Here is a 15,080-nt window from a genome sequence, read left to right as displayed (position 1 = left end):
TAATAAATATGTGTTTTAGTACTATGAATTGGAAATTACTACCTATTGTATTGATTACCTTAGGTTTAACGGTAGCAGAATCAGGAAATGGCCAGAAGGCAACGTCGCCTAAACCAGGACAAGTAACTGCGTGGAGCAGGCCGGCTTTACCCAAAACATTAAACCGTCCCAGGCTGGTGGTGGGCATCGTGGTGGATCAGATGCGATGGGACTACCTTTACCGCTATACTAACCGGTATGGTGATGGTGGCTTCAAACGGTTATTAAGGGAAGGATTCTCATGCGAAAATACGTTAATTAATTATACTCCAACCATTACGGCATGTGGTCATACCTGTATATACACGGGCTCGGTACCTGCTGTACATGGCATTGTAGGTAACGGCTGGTACAGCCGTGAGCTGGGCAGGGAAGTGTATTGTGCAGAAGATACCTCAGTTACAACTGTGGGCAGTACGTCAGATGCAGGGAAAATGAGTCCGCGGAACATGCGTGTAACAACCATCGGGGATGAGCTGCGTCTGGCTTCTAATTTCAAAAGTAAAGTAGTAGGTGTGGCTATTAAGGACAGGGGAGCTATCCTGCCCGCCGGTCACAGCGCCAATGCAGCTTACTGGTATGACGGTACTACCGGCAACTGGGTAACCAGCAGCTATTATATGAGCAGTCTGCCTGACTGGGCAACTGACTTTAACAGTATGAAATGGCCGGCAAGATACCTGAGCCAGCCATGGACCACTATGTATCCGCTCAAAACTTACGAGTTGAGCACGGAGGACAGCAAACCTTATGAAGGGGCATTTAAAGGAGAGCAGGCGCCTGTTTTCCCGCATGAGCTGGGAGGAGAAAAGGGTACTCCTTTTAAATCCATTTCTTCTACTCCTTTTGGAAATACGATGACGCTGGAATTTGCTAAAAAAGCACTGGAAGCGTATCAACTGGGCAAAGGAGGGGTTACTGACATGCTGACTATCAGTCTTTCTTCCACGGATTATGTGGGACATCAGTTTGGGCCTAATTCCATTGAAATAGAAGATACTTACCTGCGCCTGGATAAAGATCTGGCAGATTTCTTCAAATACCTGGATAAAGAAGTAGGTAAAGGACAATACCTGTTCTTCATCACTGCCGATCATGGGGTGGCTCATGTGCCCGGGTTTATGCAGGAGAATAAGCTGCCTGGCGGCGTGTGGAATGACAGCAAGGTAGTGGCTGAGATCAACCAGCTGGTAAAAGAAAAAACAGGTATTGAAAAAGTGATACTGGCGCAGGATAATTACCAGTTATACCTTGATCATGACGCCATTGCCAAAGCAGGCAAACAGGAGCATGAGATAAATGATCTGATCATTACTACTGTTCTGAAAGATCCTGCAGTGAGCAATGCTTTCCCGTTGAAACAATTGCTTTCCACCACATTGCCTGAGCCCATGCGTAGTATGATGACCAACGGTTTTAACGCAAAACGCAGCGGTGATATACAGCTGGTGTTAATGCCGGGATATATTGAAGGTGGAAAGACGGGTACCACACATGGGGTATGGTATCCTTATGATGCGCATATTCCACTGGTATGGATGGGATGGGGCGTGCATGCGGGGAAAAGTAACAGGACTATGGGTATGACTGATATTGCGCCTACTATTGCCGCTTTGTTACATATCCAGATGCCAAGTGGTAATGTGGGGCATCCGATCCAGGAAGTTACAAAATAGAGATTGCTGATAACGGGGCTTTTGTCTTAAATGGCTCTAAAAAAAATGGTTTCGCCAAAGCGAAACCATTTTTTTTGAGAAATCCATTTTGAGGAAATTAACAAGTTCTTGGTATATTCATTTCTCGATCTGAAATCGCCTGTTTCTATTTATGAGTTTTGAACATATCCTATATGATATAAAGGCGCGTGTTGCAACAATCACCCTGCACCGTCCTGAAAAACGTAACGCTCTGAATGGCGCTATGGTGGCAGAATTGCAGACTGCTTTCAAACAGGCTGAAGAAGATACTGCCGTAAAAGTCATTGTTTTAAAAGGTTCCGGAGAAGCTTTCTGCGCCGGGGCTGACCTTGAATACCTGCAACAGCTTCAGAAAAATACAAGAGCAGAGAACCTGGCAGATTCCCGTGAATTAATGCGGTTGATGCAGCAGATCTACTATCATGAAAAAGTGGTGATAGCACAGGTAGAGGGCCATGCTATTGCCGGTGGCTGCGGACTGGTAACCCTGTGTGACCTGAGCTATGCAGTACCGGAAGCAAAGCTGGGATATACAGAAGTGAAGATCGGTTTTATTCCTGCGCTGGTATCTGTTTTCCTGGTCAGAAAGATAGGAGAGGGCCGTGCGAAGGACCTGCTGCTTACGGGTAGGCTGATCCCAGCCGCAAAAGCAGAAGAATATGGATTACTGAACCAGGTAGTGCCTGCAGCTGAAATAGCGGCATATGTAGCCGGAATTGCGGATGATCTTTGCAATGGCGCCTCTGCCAATTCTCTTAAAGTAACGAAGAAACTGATAGCCGGTATCCTTGACCAGCCACTGGAAGAGGCATTGGAACAGGCGGCTCAGATGAATGCCGATACCCGTGAACATATTGACTGTCAGAGAGGTATAAAAGCTTTCCTGGCAAGGGAAAAGATGAGCTGGTAATCCGGTATGATTTTTTCAATAACCTATATAGCACCACGCATGATGAAGCCCTGACCGATGGAAGATTTATGCAGGTGGACAACCTAATACAAACTGTCATGCAAAAAGTAATTCTTACGTTGCTGTCATACTGCCTTATTATGGGCGGACTGAAAGCACAGCGACTGGTATCTGATGCCAGGATCGTTTACAAGATCGAAACGCCGGCGCAGCAGGGTGGAGATCCTGCTTTTGAGGGAGGCAGCCTTACCCAATACATGAAAGGGCATCTCAGCCGTGTAGATATCGATTTTAAAGTGGTACACTACAGCTATCTTATTAACAGTAAGACAGAAACCGTGGTAACGCTGATCGATAACAACGGGGATAAATACCTTATCCGCGCCAATAAGGAAGAATATGCCAAAGACCTGAAGGAATATGCTACCGTGCAGTTTAAAGACGGCACTGCCACCAAACAGATAGCCGGATATAACTGTAAACAATCTATCGGGAAAACGGCAGATGGTAAAACCTTCGAAGTATATTATACTCCGGACCTGGTACCGGAAAACAGGCAATATAACCGCCGTTTCGTCAATCTGAAGGGCATACCCTTACAATTTGAGATCATCAATAAAAACGGTACTAAAATGCAAATGGTGGCTACTAAAGTAGATCTCTATCCAATACCGGGATCTTATTTTGATGTACCTAAATCAGGATATAAAGAGATCAGCAAGGAGGAGCTGACGAAGATGGGAAGCTGATGGGGGAGACGAAAGATGTTAAAGAAAAAGGTCTGGCGCTGCGTAGCAGAACCAGACCTTTGCTTTTTATCTTAAAGTGCAGTGTGGAACAAATTATCAGTTCTTCCTGAGTGGCAGGACGATCTGCAAATGATGGAAATTCATGTTTGCAGGGGGCTGTATCTGAGCTGCATAAGGAAGTACGTACGTTACGTTACCTTTTTTAATGGTCATAACGGATTTAAAGTTCCATGCGTTATTGTCAGACAGTTTAAATGCTGAGCTCATAGCACCATTGAAACGGAAGCCTGCGTCGAGGCTCAGGTTTGCCTTGGGCATAGATGTCAGCGACAATTTATTCTCGCTCTTCTTTATCTTGTCTTTGTTATTGTCGTTTAAGAGGTTATCGTTGGCTTTAACGCTGATACCGGCAAGTATCAGTGCGCCCGCCAATAAAAAAGACAATGAAAAAGCCTTAAATGTGTTGGTTATCTGTTTCATTGTATCACAAATGTACAAAATTTTCGATATATTATATAACATATCCTTAACGAAGATAAGTAAAATTCCTAAAGGAATGTTAAATATTTTTAAATGTTAATGTATCCCCTGATTTTTTTACCAGGCCTGGTAGTTTTCTGAACAGTTCGTTCGCATAAAATTTTTTAATGGAATTAGACTTTTTTTCTGAGCAGAAGTTTAACAATCATTTTACGCACATACCTGCATAAAGTGCCCTTCGCTTTTTGGCTATCGATTCCAAAATACCTTATATTTACATTAATGAATCAAGACTTTCCATTTCTAAATGACGATCCTGAGGAGTTAAAAGAGCTGTTGCAACAGTTTGAAAATCTGAAATCTGGCCAGTCTCATTCCTTCCTCGACGAGGACTCCTTCGAACTGATCATAGACTACTATGATGAGCATGACGAACTCCCCAACGCCATGCAGGCTGCCGAAATGGCCATCGAACAGTTCCCTTATTCTTCGACCTTATTACTGAAAAAGGCTAATCTGCTCATAGAATCAAAGAAGTACCAGGAAGCAATGGCTTTACTGGAAAAGGCTTCCATCCTGGACAGTACGGACATCAACCTGTATATTCTGCAGACAGATGTTTACCTGGCCATGAACATGCATGAAAAAGCCGCTGCTATTCTGGAAGAACAGATCAATGCTTTTGAAGGGCAGGATAAAACCGAATTATTGCTGGAACTGGCCGACGTGTATGACGATTGTGAAGAATTTGAAAAAGTGTTTGACTGCCTGAAGCTGACACTTGAATATGATCCCAACAATGAAGAGGCATTGCACAAGATCTGCTTCTGGACGGAATTTACCGGCCGTAATGAAGAAAGCATCCGTCTGCATACCAATATCATCAACGAACATCCATACAACCATCTTGCATGGTTCAACCTCGGTACTGCTTACCAGGGGCTGAAATTGTATGAAAAAGCGATCGATGCTTATAACTATGCCCTGGTGATCGATGAGAAATTTGAGTATGCTTACCGCAATATCGGGGATGCTTATATCCGGTTGCGTAAATACAGTGAAGCCATCGAAATACTGAAAAAGCACCTGGAGATAGCCAAGCCTGAAGATGTGATCTATGAAGCGATAGGGCATTGTTATGAACGGCAGCGTAAATACACACAGGCCCGTTACTATTATCGTAAAGCTTCACATCTGAGCCCGAGCGATGATAAGCTGTATTACAAGATAGGTGTGGCTTATATGACAGAATCCAACTGGGAGAATGCCATCAAGTCTATCATGAGCGCCATCAAAATAAACAAGAACTGCGCTGAATACCTGATTGCCCTTGGACAGTGTTACCTGGAGCTGGACAAGAACAAGGAGGGGTTGATACACCTGCTTGCAGCAGTGCGTTTACGTCCTACCAGTGTTAATACCTGGCAGGAATTTATCCGCGGTCTGTATATTTCCGGTTATTATGATGAAGCCATTATCCAGCTGGACGCAGCTTTCGAGAAACTGGGCCACAAACCTGCATTGTCCTATTACAGGGCTGCTGTAATGTTTGCCCAGGGCAAAACCAAAGAGGGGATACTGCAGCTGGAAAATTCCCTGCAGCATTCACCCAAACATGTGAAGAAGCTGATAGAGCTGGATCCGACCCTGTTACAGCACCCTGCTGTACTTGAGCTGATTGCCCGGTATAAACGTACCACCAGGAAGAAGGGAAAGGAAAAAGAGTAAGCTTACTTTAAAATATTCAAGCGGCGGTTGCCCGCCCCTGCAAATGCGTAGTACTGAATGCTGTAATAAAGCGTCCGGTCCTACGCATTTTTATGTATAATTATTTTTAGATCATATATTTATGATTTAAATAATTTTTATTCTGACTCAGCCTGTTTATTTCGGCAGGTTTAATTGGAATGTAGTAATTTTGCGCGGTTTTAAGAACATAGTACCTGTACCAGCTACCTATAGCAGTTTGGTTTACAATACTATCCAGACGATAAAAATGTTTCAAATGAATTTTAATCTGACACAAATTCCCGATCGTACCAGTAAGCCCCGTAACAACGGTTTGACTATGGTGATGGATAAGGGCTTAAGTTTGGAAGAAGCGAAGAATTTTTTATCTGTCGCGTCGCCACACGTAGATATCCTGAAACTGGGTTTCGGTACTTCTTTCGTAACGCCTAACCTGCGCGAAAAGATCGAGGTATACCGGTCGGCAAATATCCCTGTATACTTTGGCGGAACTTTATTTGAAGCATTTCTGATCCGTAACCAGTTCGATGAATTTGTAAGCGTGATCAAAGATTATGGAATCAACCATGTGGAAGTATCTGACGGATCTATCACTATTCCTCATGCAGAGAAATGCGGTTATATAGAGAAACTTTCCAAATATGGTACTGTATTGAGTGAAGTAGGATCTAAAGATGCAGAACATATCATCCCTCCCTATAAGTGGATAGAGCTGATGAGCGCAGAGCTCAGCGCGGGCGCCACTTACGTGATAGCTGAAGCGCGTGAAAGCGGTAACGTAGGTATTTACCGTGGTACCGGTGAGGTAAGGGAAGGTCTGGTGCAGGAGATACTAACACAGATACCTGCAGAGAAGATCATCTGGGAAGCGCCACAGAAAGCTCAGCAGCTGTATTTCCTGGAACTGATAGGTTGTAATGCCAACCTGGGAAACCTGGCCCCTCATGAAGTGATCTCCCTGGAAGCTATGCGTGTAGGCTTGAGAGGAGATACTTTCCACCTGTTCCTGGATAAAGAATAATATTTCTGACATGAAGATCTATGGTCTTATAGGGTATCCGCTCAGTCACTCTTTTTCCAAAGGTTTTTTTGCAGAGAAGTTTGCAAAAGAGGGAATCAAAGACTGCCTGTATGATAGTTTTCCTATACCATCAATAGAAGAATTGCCGGCTTTAATAACCAGGTATCCTGAATTACAGGGACTGAACGTAACCATTCCCTATAAGGAAGTAGTAATGCCTTACCTGGATGAGTTAAGTCCTGCTGCTGCCCAGATCAGGGCGGTGAACTGTATTCATTTTAAGGACGGCCGAAAGACCGGGTATAATACTGATGCTATTGGCTTCAGGAGGTCCCTGGAACCGTTATTGCAATCTCATCACAACAAGGCGCTTGTATTAGGCACCGGTGGTGCAGCTAAAGCAGTACAGTATGTGCTGGACAGCATGAATATTCCATATAAGCTGGTGAGCCGTAAGGCCTCTCCCGGCACTATCACCTATGAGCAGCTGGATGAAGAGATCATGTCTTCTCACAAGCTCATCGTCAATACTACTCCCCTGGGAATGTATCCGAATGTGGAAGCGGCTCCGGAGCTGCCATATGATCTGATATCTTCCGGTCACCTGTTATATGATCTGATCTACAATCCGGCTGTCACTGCCTTTTTGCAAAAAGGTGCGGACAGGGGAGCGGTGATCAAGAACGGTCATGAAATGCTGATACTGCAGGCAGAAGCCAGCTGGGAGATATGGAACGGACTTTAGAAATTATTTATAGAACAGAAAAGGCTCCCATCGGGAGCCTTTTCTGTTTCTTATTCTGCAATCATATAATAAACGCAGGTTGTAAAAAAGTTCCTGATAAACGGGAGCTTCGCAAGCGGTCCCCATTGTGTTCTTGGCTTTAACCCGAATTTATATTTATAGATCGGATTGATCAGGTAGAACTGTTTCCTGGTAATTCTATATCCCTGTTCTTTTACTATTCTTTCAAAACGTTCAATAGAAATACCGGTATCTTTTATTTCCATCAGTTCTGTGATGACAGACTGTGGTTCCCCAAATGCACGCAGTACTCCTTTGTAGAGAGGATTGGGTAGCAGATGGATATAAGGCATTACATTCAGCACTTTGCTCTGGCAGGTTTGCTGATGTCCTCCATGTGGCATATACCATGGCGGAAAACCAAAATATACCTGTCCGCGGGGAGTAAGCAGGTTTTTCAGGTAACCAATGATCCTGGCCTGGTCAGGAATATGCTCGATAGCGTCTTTCAGGATAATAAGGTCGAAAGAATGTTTGAACTCTCCCAGGAAATCAACATCATAGATATTTTTGTTGATGAACTGCATATTGCCGGCATCTACGTATTTTTTAAGATACTTTTTGCCAAGCTCGATCTTATCGTCAGAAAGATCCACTCCTACACAATGACAGCCCTTTTCCAGGAAAGGAATTAATACACCACCTTCACCACAGCCAATTTCCATGATCCTTATGTCCGGCGTTACCGGCATAGCCCCTTCAATAAAGGGGAGGACGTAATTAATGGAATTGTCTACCTGCTGCTGGTACCTGATATCTGCGTTGCTGTGTTGTATTAGCGACATAATTTGAAAATTGCGTGAAAATAGTGAAAAAAAGTTTCACTTATCTTTGCGGGATGAATCAGACAGCAGCTAAAAATATTTATGAAGAGGGTCAGGTGGTGCTGATCAACAAGCCATTGAAATGGACCTCATTCGATGTGGTAAGAAAGATCAGGAACACGACCAAAGCCAAAACAGGACATGCAGGGACGCTGGATCCCCTGGCTACAGGCCTTTTGATCTGCTGTACAGGTAAAATGACCAAAAAGATCAACGAATATCAGGCCCAGGAAAAAGAATACACCGGGACTTTTACACTGGGAGCAGTAACCCCTACATATGACCTGGAGTCTGAACCGGTAGATTTTAAACCGCTGGATGGCATTGATGAAGAGAAGGTGCGTGCTGCTACGGCACAATTTATGGGCGCCCAGAAGCAGTTGCCTCCTATACATTCTGCTATTAAACAGAATGGTAAGCCTATTTATGAACTGGCACGTAAGGGGGTGGAGGTAAAAGTAGAGCCACGTGATGTTTTCATCGCAGAATTTGAGATCACGAACGTAGAGCTGCCGGTAGTACATTTCAGGGTGGTGTGCAGTACGGGAACGTATATTCGTTCACTGGCCAATGATTTCGGCGCTGCGCTGGGATGTGGAGGATATATGAGCAGTCTTTGCAGGACGCGTATAGGAGAATTCAGGTTGGAAGATGCCTGGGAGATAGAAGACTTTATAGAGAAAGTAAAAAAGTGATAATATTTTCAGACGGTCTGCCATGGCGGACCGTTTTTTTTAGAATGGATAGCCGATAGCTACGTTCCAGATAATATTATTCCTTCTCCACGAACCTGAGCCCAGCTGCCATTCACTAAGATACCATCCATCTTTCTGTCCGGTATAATAAGGCACTTTGATAGGAATACCCCAGTCAAGACGTATGAGGAAGAAAGAGAAATCCAGCCTCAGGCCTACACCGGTACCAATGGCCAGGTCATGATACAGGTTCTGGATATTGAACTCTGAACCGGCACGCACAGTATCTTTCCTGAGCATCCAGATATTTCCCATATCCAGGAAGGTGGCCCCTTTCAGGTTAATGCTGCCATTGAACATGCGGATCAGGTCAAAGCGGTATTCAATATTGCCTTCCAGTTTCATATCGCCTGTCTGATCGGGAAACAGCTGTGCAGTTGCTGAGGTGTCCTTATAGGTACCGGGGCCCAGTGTGCGCAGCCGCCATGCGCGGATACTGTTTGGTCCGCCGGAAGTGAACTGACGGATGTAAGGCATAACGTCGGATTTGCCGTAAGGAATACCTACGCCTCCATAAATGCGGGTGGCCAGTGAAGTATGTGTTGTCAGCGTCCAGTAGTGACGGTAATCCGCCTCCAGTTTTATGAAGTTGGCGATGGGCATGTTGGTCAGGGATTCCAGGTCGGTATTGTTGCTGGCAATAGCTCCCCACAGGCTGTTAATACCGTTCAGCCATGCGCCGGATTCTTCAATGTTGGCGCGGAAATATGAATTATGTCTTTTGTGCAGCAGATCGTTGTTGCTGTAGATATAAGTGACGTTCTCACCACCAATAAAAGCCGGCTCAAAGCTTCTTTTCAGGTAAGGGTTGACGTTTACAACCGTTTGACGGAAGGTCTGGTTCAGGTTCACCCCTACATAGTTAAGGGAGATAGGTTTTACTATCCAGCGTTTGTACAGGCTTTCATTCCATTCATAACCGAAAGACGCATTTACGTTGGAGATGTAGAATTTGTCTGTACGGGTAAGGTAGTCTATCCCTGCAGTGAGCCTGGTTTTGACATTGGAGCGGTTATTCTGTTTGATCCTGAATGGTGTGATAAAGCGGGGGAAGATCAGGCTTACCTGTCCGCCTATTTCCTGCGATTGCAGCATCCAGGTATCATTTTGGTTGCGTATCAGTTCAATACCTGTGTTCAGGCTGATGTTCAGTTGTGTGGCTGATCTGCCAACATTCAGGTGTTTATAGTTCAGGCTGATGCCGCTACCTAGCAGGTAGTCGGAGCTGGTGCTCACCTCAAAGTTGGCGCCTATTTCCTGCCGGCGTTTTGGGGTAAGATATATATAAGCGTCCAGTGTATTGGGTTTCAACTTGTTTTCCCGGTATTGCAGCGTCACGAACTGCCATGCGCCGAGGTCGTATAACCTGTTAATGGCATCGTTGGTTTTCTGCTGGGAATAAAGCTCATCCTTCTTTAACAGGATAGACCGTGTAAGCACGCTGGGTTTGAGGAGGGCCTGGCGGTAACGGATGGTGAGATCCTTACGTTGCATTTCCTTGAAAGTAGAATCTGCCGTGTTACCATATGCGGGGAAGTCCGGGTAGGCATAAATGCTGTCCAGGCGGTACAATGCATAGTGGATGGAGGTGTCTTCCGGGTGATGGATTTTCACTGTTATATCCATCCTGGGCCTTTCCTGTCCTTTCCGGTCATTGTATACGTTCACGATCCCTTCAAATGGGTTCATAAGGTTCATGAACAGGTTTTTATGCAGGGTATCGATCTCAAATTCTATAGCGTCCCGGTCAAATTTATAATAGCCGGCATTCCTTACCAGTCGCATCAGTCGCTCTCTTTCACTACCCAGTGCTTCCTGTTTATAGGGCATGCCTTGTTTAATAAGGGAGAGGGGGGCTGCATCTTTTACCAGTTTCAGGATATTGGTATCCGGTATTTCGTAATCTATTTTATTGATAACGTAATTCTTACCGGTATTCACCTTATAGGTGACGGACACTTTCTGACGTTTTATCTGCTCTTCATAAGCTACTGTTGCATAGAAATAGCCCTGGTTGTTCAGGTAACTCACCATGCGCTTGATGGATTCCTTGGTTTTGAGGGAATCATAGAGCACCGGTTCTTCCAGGTTACGTTTGGAGAGCATCAGGTTCCAGAACCAGTTTGATTTCTTTTCATTGTGTTTCTGGTTGTAGAGCCATACTTTGATACGGGTGCCGAGGAACAGTGTATTAGACTGCTGGAGCATAAGTTGTTTCGAAGTAAGGGAGCTGCGGATGTCCTGTTTTTCGGTGGAGGTAGCTTCTCCTTTTACTTCAACATCGCTGTCTGTGTAAAGGAGCTGGTTTTTTTGCAGGTATTTGGTATTGGAGCAGGCAGCCAGCACCACGGTGGTCATCAAGATGAATAAATAGTTCAGGTAACGTAAAGAGGAACTATATGGCCGCTGCATCACAGTCAATACAATTGTTTATAGTTAGTAGCTTTGTTTCAGGTGATCTACATAGGTGCCGGTACCAGGCTGGCTTTGCCGATTAAGATAATTCATGTAGGTTTGGCACTATGTTGTCAAAGGCGCAAATTAAGTATATTCAATCATTACAGCATAAAAAATACCGTCAAAAATCCGGCCAGTTCATAGCTGAAGGCGATAAGATAGTGCCTGAACTCTTGCTGGAAGCGGTTCCGGTGAGGGAGGTATATGCAACAGAAGCATGGATCAGTACTCATGAGCAGTTGCTTGCCAGCAGGAAAGAGGTACGTGTAACACCGGTAGAGGAGGGGATACTGAAGCAGCTTTCAGCGCTCACCACACCTAACCAGGCATTGGCCCTGCTGGATATGCCTGCGCCTGCAGAGATAAAACCTGAGCTTTTTAAGGGAAAGGTTACCCTGGCGCTGGAAACTATCCAGGACCCGGGCAACCTGGGTACCATCATTCGTATAGCCGACTGGTTCGGCATCCGCCAGATAGTTTGTTCGCCTGATTGTGTGGACGTTTATAATCCCAAGACCATACAGGCAACTATGGGCAGTATTGCCCGTGTACGGGTACTGGAAACAGAGATAGCTCCTTTCCTGGACCTGGCTGGCCTGCCTTCTTATGCGGCCACTCTCCATGGCCGTAACATTGTTGAATTTCAGAAGCTGGAAGAAGGGATCATCCTGATAGGGAATGAATCCCGCGGTTTGAGCGATGAGGTCATTACTGCTGCTACACATAAGATCACCATACCCCGCCTGGGCGGCGCGGAGTCGCTGAATGCAGGTGTGGCTGCAGGAATTATCTGTGGAAGACTGCTGATCTGATCAGCATTATTTGAACTGTATAGCTTTTACAGGCGTGATTCTCCGGGTGACGAGGGATGGTATGATAAGTACCAGCAGGCAGACTATGAAAACGCCGATATTGATCAGCGCAACTTCCCACCAATGCAGTGATATAGCCGCCACAGACATGTAGTAAGATTCTTCCGGTAACTTAAAGAAGCCGGTGGTTTTCTGCAGTATGGCTATGCCTATGCCTAAAATGTCTCCCAGCAGCAGTCCGGCCAGGATGATATAACCTGCCTGATAGATGAAGATCTCCTGGATACGTGAATTGCGCATACCCAGCGCTTTTATAATGCCTATCATGTTGGTACGCTCCAGTATGAGGATCAGGATAGCTGTGATCATGTTGATGATTGCTACAATAGACATGATCACCAGTATGATCACTTCATTTTTATTCTGTAACCTGAGCCAGGCAAAGATATTTGGATAGATCTCTTCTATAGAACGGAGGAAGAGGTGTTCGGGAACTACCTCATAGGCATTGGTGCCGATAGACTGTATATTGTTAAAGTTGTTGGTAAAGATCTCATATCCGCCTACACTGCCGTTTTCCCAGCTGTTCAGCTTCCGGATCAGTTCCAGGTCGCCGATGATATATGTTTTGTCGTATTCTTCGATGCCCGTTTTATAAATGCCGGTTACTGTGAGTTTGCGGGCACGTGGGGGCTGGCCTGCTCGCTGAATAAAGTAAACGATCAGCGGATCGTTCAGTTTTAGCTGCAGTTCTTTGGCAAGGCTGGCAGAAATAATGACTTCCGGGGCATAGCTGCTGTCATTGTAATGTATGGGAGAGCCTTGTTGCAGGAACTGGTGAATATTATTCCAGTTGTAGTTCCTGTCCACTCCTTTGAAGATAACTCCTTCCAGGTCTTTCTCTGCTTTTATGATGGCTGATTTAGTAGCGTATGCGTTGATGGCGACGATGCCTTTGACCTGTTTCAGCTGCCTGACCATATTGCTGTCTGCCTGAAAGGGTACCTGTTCTGTGAGCGGGCCGGCATTGGGTTGATACTGGGTGATGTGGATATGGCCCCAGAAGCTGAAGATCTTCTGCTGGATTACCTGTTGAAAGCCATTCACCAGCGCTACAGCCAGGATCATTACTGCCACACTGATAGCAGTGGCTATAACGGCTATATTGATGATGAATTTTGAAAAAGAGGAGGATCTGTTGAAAGCGATCCGCCTGGCAACAAATAGAGATAATCGCATAGAACAAATATCTGTCTTTCTTTTTTCAATATTAAGATTCTTTTAGAAAGGGAGGAGATAGGTTTTGGGAGGAGGCTGGCCTGCGGTCAGCCGGAGATATTTTAGAAGAGAGTGAGATAGGTTTGGGAAGAGGTTGACCGTTGGTCAGCCTGAGATAGGGCACAAAGTTGAAAAAATTGTACCTTAATGTTTCCTTGAAATGAGATTATGAAGATAAAACCATTCTTCTACGCACCTGTAATCTGCTTGCTGGCATATATCTTACCGGTAGCTGCACAGGAAAATACCATTGGTCCTGACCACGTTTACTACAAGAATATCCGTTCTGTTAAGTTCAACCAGGCAGGAGACCAGTTGAGTTACCCGATGATCACCCTCAATGGTGGTGATAAGCTGGAGCTCAGCTTTGACGATATGGATAACGATATCAAGAATTACTTCTACACATTCATACTCTGTAATGCTGACTGGACACCGGCCCAGATCAACCAGCTGGAGTACATGCGTGGGTTTTCGGAGAACAGGATACAGGATTACCGTTTTTCAAGCATTGCGTTGCAGAGGTATACGCATTATACTGTACAGTTGCCTAACCAGAACTGCTATCCCATAAAGTCAGGTAACTATCTGTTAAAGGTATACCTTGACAGCGATACCAGTCAGCTGGTATTCACCCGCAGAATGTTGGTAATAGCTAATAAAGCGGGAGTAAGCGGTTTTATCCAGCAGCCGGTAACACCAAAGATCTTCCGTACTTATCAGAAAGTGAATTTCTCTGTGAATACGACGGGGTTGAATGTCGTGAATCCGTTTGACCAGATGAAAGTGGTGATCCTGCAGAACTACCGTTGGGATAATGCTGTTAAATTTCCCCGGCCCCTGTTTGTAAAGGGTAACATACTGGAATATAACTGGGAAGTGGATTGTGTGATGCCGGCAGGTAAGGAATGGCGGTGGATAGATCTGCGTAGTTTCAGGTTACAGACAGAGAGGGTAAAGAATACGGAATATGCGAAAGATCATACAGATGTATATGCCCTGCCGGATATTGAAAGAGGAAATAAGATCTACCAGTATATAAAGGACATCAATGGGCTTTATTACCTGGCAACAATAGATGATTATGATCCTTTTTATGAGGGAGACTATGCTACGGTACATTTCAGTTATCCTGCGGCTGAACCTTTTGCGGGGTATAATATGTACATCATCGGGCAGCTTACAGACTATGAGTGTAATGAGAATAATCTGATGGTGTACAACCCTAATACAAGAGCGTATGAAGGTTCTTTGTTCCTGAAACAGGGATTTTATAATTATATCTATGGTCTTGTCGATACAAGTGTGCCAGGCAGTTTACCAGATACGAAAGTTACAGAAGGAGATTGGTGGGAGACAGAGAACAATTATACCATCCTGGTATATTATCGTGCGTTGGGCGGCCGTTCTGATGAACTGGTAGCTACGACAACACTGAATTCTATGCTGAGCAGAAAATAAAAAGTAGTTGGGCTGCAGGGGCTGATTGTCCAAATAATAAAAA

13 protein-coding genes are annotated in these 15,080 nt (G+C 44.9%); 9 read left to right on the top strand and 4 right to left on the bottom strand.

Features of this window, described 5'->3' with window-relative positions; translation table 11 throughout:
• The first annotated feature begins 23 nt into the window (after positions 1-23).
• From pafA to GO493_RS21920, 3 genes are all read left to right on the top strand, one after another.
• Complete coding sequence (pafA, locus tag GO493_RS21930) at positions 24-1,715, top strand: alkaline phosphatase PafA (protein WP_232538952.1); 1,692 nt, start codon at positions 24-26, stop codon at positions 1,713-1,715.
• Between the two features lie 151 nt (positions 1,716-1,866).
• The gene (locus tag GO493_RS21925; protein ID WP_157308378.1) at positions 1,867-2,646 is read left to right on the top strand and encodes an enoyl-CoA hydratase/isomerase family protein; all 780 of its coding nucleotides are present in this window, start codon (positions 1,867-1,869) and stop codon (positions 2,644-2,646) included.
• Positions 2,647-2,744: 98 nt separating this feature from the next.
• Positions 2,745-3,395 (top strand): hypothetical protein, encoded by a 651-nt coding sequence (locus GO493_RS21920; protein WP_157308377.1) that lies wholly within the window; start codon positions 2,745-2,747, stop codon positions 3,393-3,395.
• A gap of 96 nt (positions 3,396-3,491) precedes the next feature.
• Here the strand turns inward: GO493_RS21920 and GO493_RS21915 are convergent, their stop codons facing one another.
• Positions 3,492-3,875 (bottom strand): hypothetical protein, encoded by a 384-nt coding sequence (locus GO493_RS21915; protein ID WP_157308376.1) that lies wholly within the window; start codon positions 3,873-3,875, stop codon positions 3,492-3,494.
• Positions 3,876-4,157: 282 nt separating this feature from the next.
• On the opposite strand from GO493_RS21915, the gene GO493_RS21910 reads away from it, so the two are divergent.
• The 3 genes from GO493_RS21910 to GO493_RS21900 all read left to right on the top strand — a co-directional run bounded on the left by GO493_RS21910 (position 4,158) and on the right by GO493_RS21900 (position 7,390).
• Entirely contained in the window at positions 4,158-5,603 is a 1,446-nt protein-coding gene (locus GO493_RS21910) for a tetratricopeptide repeat protein (RefSeq protein ID WP_157308375.1), read from the top strand.
• 277 nt (positions 5,604-5,880) lie between these two features.
• Complete coding sequence (locus GO493_RS21905) at positions 5,881-6,645, top strand: phosphosulfolactate synthase (protein ID WP_157308374.1); 765 nt, start codon at positions 5,881-5,883, stop codon at positions 6,643-6,645.
• Positions 6,646-6,655: 10 nt separating this feature from the next.
• Positions 6,656-7,390, top strand: a complete 735-nt coding sequence (locus tag GO493_RS21900) for a shikimate dehydrogenase family protein (RefSeq protein ID WP_157308373.1) — start codon at positions 6,656-6,658, stop codon at positions 7,388-7,390.
• Positions 7,391-7,440: 50 nt separating this feature from the next.
• Here GO493_RS21900 and GO493_RS21895 read toward each other — a convergent pair whose 3' ends face one another.
• Positions 7,441-8,235: a class I SAM-dependent methyltransferase gene (locus tag GO493_RS21895; protein WP_157308372.1), complete on the bottom strand. Its 795-nt coding sequence runs from the start codon at positions 8,233-8,235 to the stop codon at positions 7,441-7,443.
• Positions 8,236-8,288: 53 nt separating this feature from the next.
• On the opposite strand from GO493_RS21895, the gene truB reads away from it, so the two are divergent.
• Positions 8,289-8,969, top strand: a complete 681-nt coding sequence (gene truB, locus GO493_RS21890) for a tRNA pseudouridine(55) synthase TruB (RefSeq protein ID WP_157308371.1) — start codon at positions 8,289-8,291, stop codon at positions 8,967-8,969.
• Between the two features lie 39 nt (positions 8,970-9,008).
• On the opposite strand, the gene tamL is transcribed toward truB, so the two are convergent.
• Positions 9,009-11,387 carry a translocation and assembly module lipoprotein TamL gene (gene tamL / locus GO493_RS21885; RefSeq protein WP_232538968.1) on the bottom strand — a complete coding sequence of 793 codons (2,379 nt, stop codon included), beginning with the start codon at positions 11,385-11,387 and terminating at the stop codon, positions 9,009-9,011.
• A gap of 164 nt (positions 11,388-11,551) precedes the next feature.
• Between tamL and GO493_RS21880 the strand changes: the two genes are divergently transcribed.
• Entirely contained in the window at positions 11,552-12,298 is a 747-nt protein-coding gene (locus tag GO493_RS21880) for a TrmH family RNA methyltransferase (protein ID WP_157308369.1), read from the top strand.
• A gap of 6 nt (positions 12,299-12,304) precedes the next feature.
• Here the strand turns inward: GO493_RS21880 and GO493_RS21875 are convergent, their stop codons facing one another.
• Positions 12,305-13,537, bottom strand: a complete 1,233-nt coding sequence (locus GO493_RS21875; RefSeq protein ID WP_157308368.1) for an ABC transporter permease — start codon at positions 13,535-13,537, stop codon at positions 12,305-12,307.
• A 207-nt stretch (positions 13,538-13,744) separates the two neighbouring features.
• Between GO493_RS21875 and GO493_RS21870 the strand changes: the two genes are divergently transcribed.
• Entirely contained in the window at positions 13,745-15,037 is a 1,293-nt protein-coding gene (locus GO493_RS21870) for a type IX secretion system plug protein (RefSeq protein ID WP_157308367.1), read from the top strand.
• The last annotated feature ends 43 nt before the right edge of the window (positions 15,038-15,080 follow it).

Source organism: Chitinophaga tropicalis (assembly GCF_009758205.1).
In the GTDB taxonomy this organism is placed as follows: Bacteria; Bacteroidota; Bacteroidia; order Chitinophagales; family Chitinophagaceae; genus Chitinophaga; species Chitinophaga tropicalis.
The sequence above is the reverse complement of the archived record's forward strand: the minus strand, read 5'-3'. Positions and strand labels throughout refer to the sequence as shown.

Bases quoted from the DNA above. Each gene is read 5' to 3' on its own strand.
- pafA (WP_232538952.1), top strand. From the start codon at position 24: ATGAATTGGAAATTACTACCTATTGTATTGATTACCTTAGGTTTAACG.
- GO493_RS21925 (WP_157308378.1), top strand. From the start codon at position 1,867: ATGAGTTTTGAACATATCCTATATGATATAAAGGCGCGTGTTGCAACA.
- GO493_RS21920 (WP_157308377.1), top strand. From the start codon at position 2,745: ATGCAAAAAGTAATTCTTACGTTGCTGTCATACTGCCTTATTATGGGC.
- GO493_RS21915 (WP_157308376.1), bottom strand. From the start codon at position 3,875: ATGAAACAGATAACCAACACATTTAAGGCTTTTTCATTGTCTTTTTTA.
- GO493_RS21910 (WP_157308375.1), top strand. From the start codon at position 4,158: ATGAATCAAGACTTTCCATTTCTAAATGACGATCCTGAGGAGTTAAAA.
- GO493_RS21905 (WP_157308374.1), top strand. From the start codon at position 5,881: ATGAATTTTAATCTGACACAAATTCCCGATCGTACCAGTAAGCCCCGT.
- GO493_RS21900 (WP_157308373.1), top strand. From the start codon at position 6,656: ATGAAGATCTATGGTCTTATAGGGTATCCGCTCAGTCACTCTTTTTCC.
- GO493_RS21895 (WP_157308372.1), bottom strand. From the start codon at position 8,235: ATGTCGCTAATACAACACAGCAACGCAGATATCAGGTACCAGCAGCAG.
- truB (WP_157308371.1), top strand. From the start codon at position 8,289: ATGAATCAGACAGCAGCTAAAAATATTTATGAAGAGGGTCAGGTGGTG.
- tamL (WP_232538968.1), bottom strand. From the start codon at position 11,387: ATGACCACCGTGGTGCTGGCTGCCTGCTCCAATACCAAATACCTGCAA.
- GO493_RS21880 (WP_157308369.1), top strand. From the start codon at position 11,552: ATGTTGTCAAAGGCGCAAATTAAGTATATTCAATCATTACAGCATAAA.
- GO493_RS21875 (WP_157308368.1), bottom strand. From the start codon at position 13,537: ATGCGATTATCTCTATTTGTTGCCAGGCGGATCGCTTTCAACAGATCC.
- GO493_RS21870 (WP_157308367.1), top strand. From the start codon at position 13,745: ATGAAGATAAAACCATTCTTCTACGCACCTGTAATCTGCTTGCTGGCA.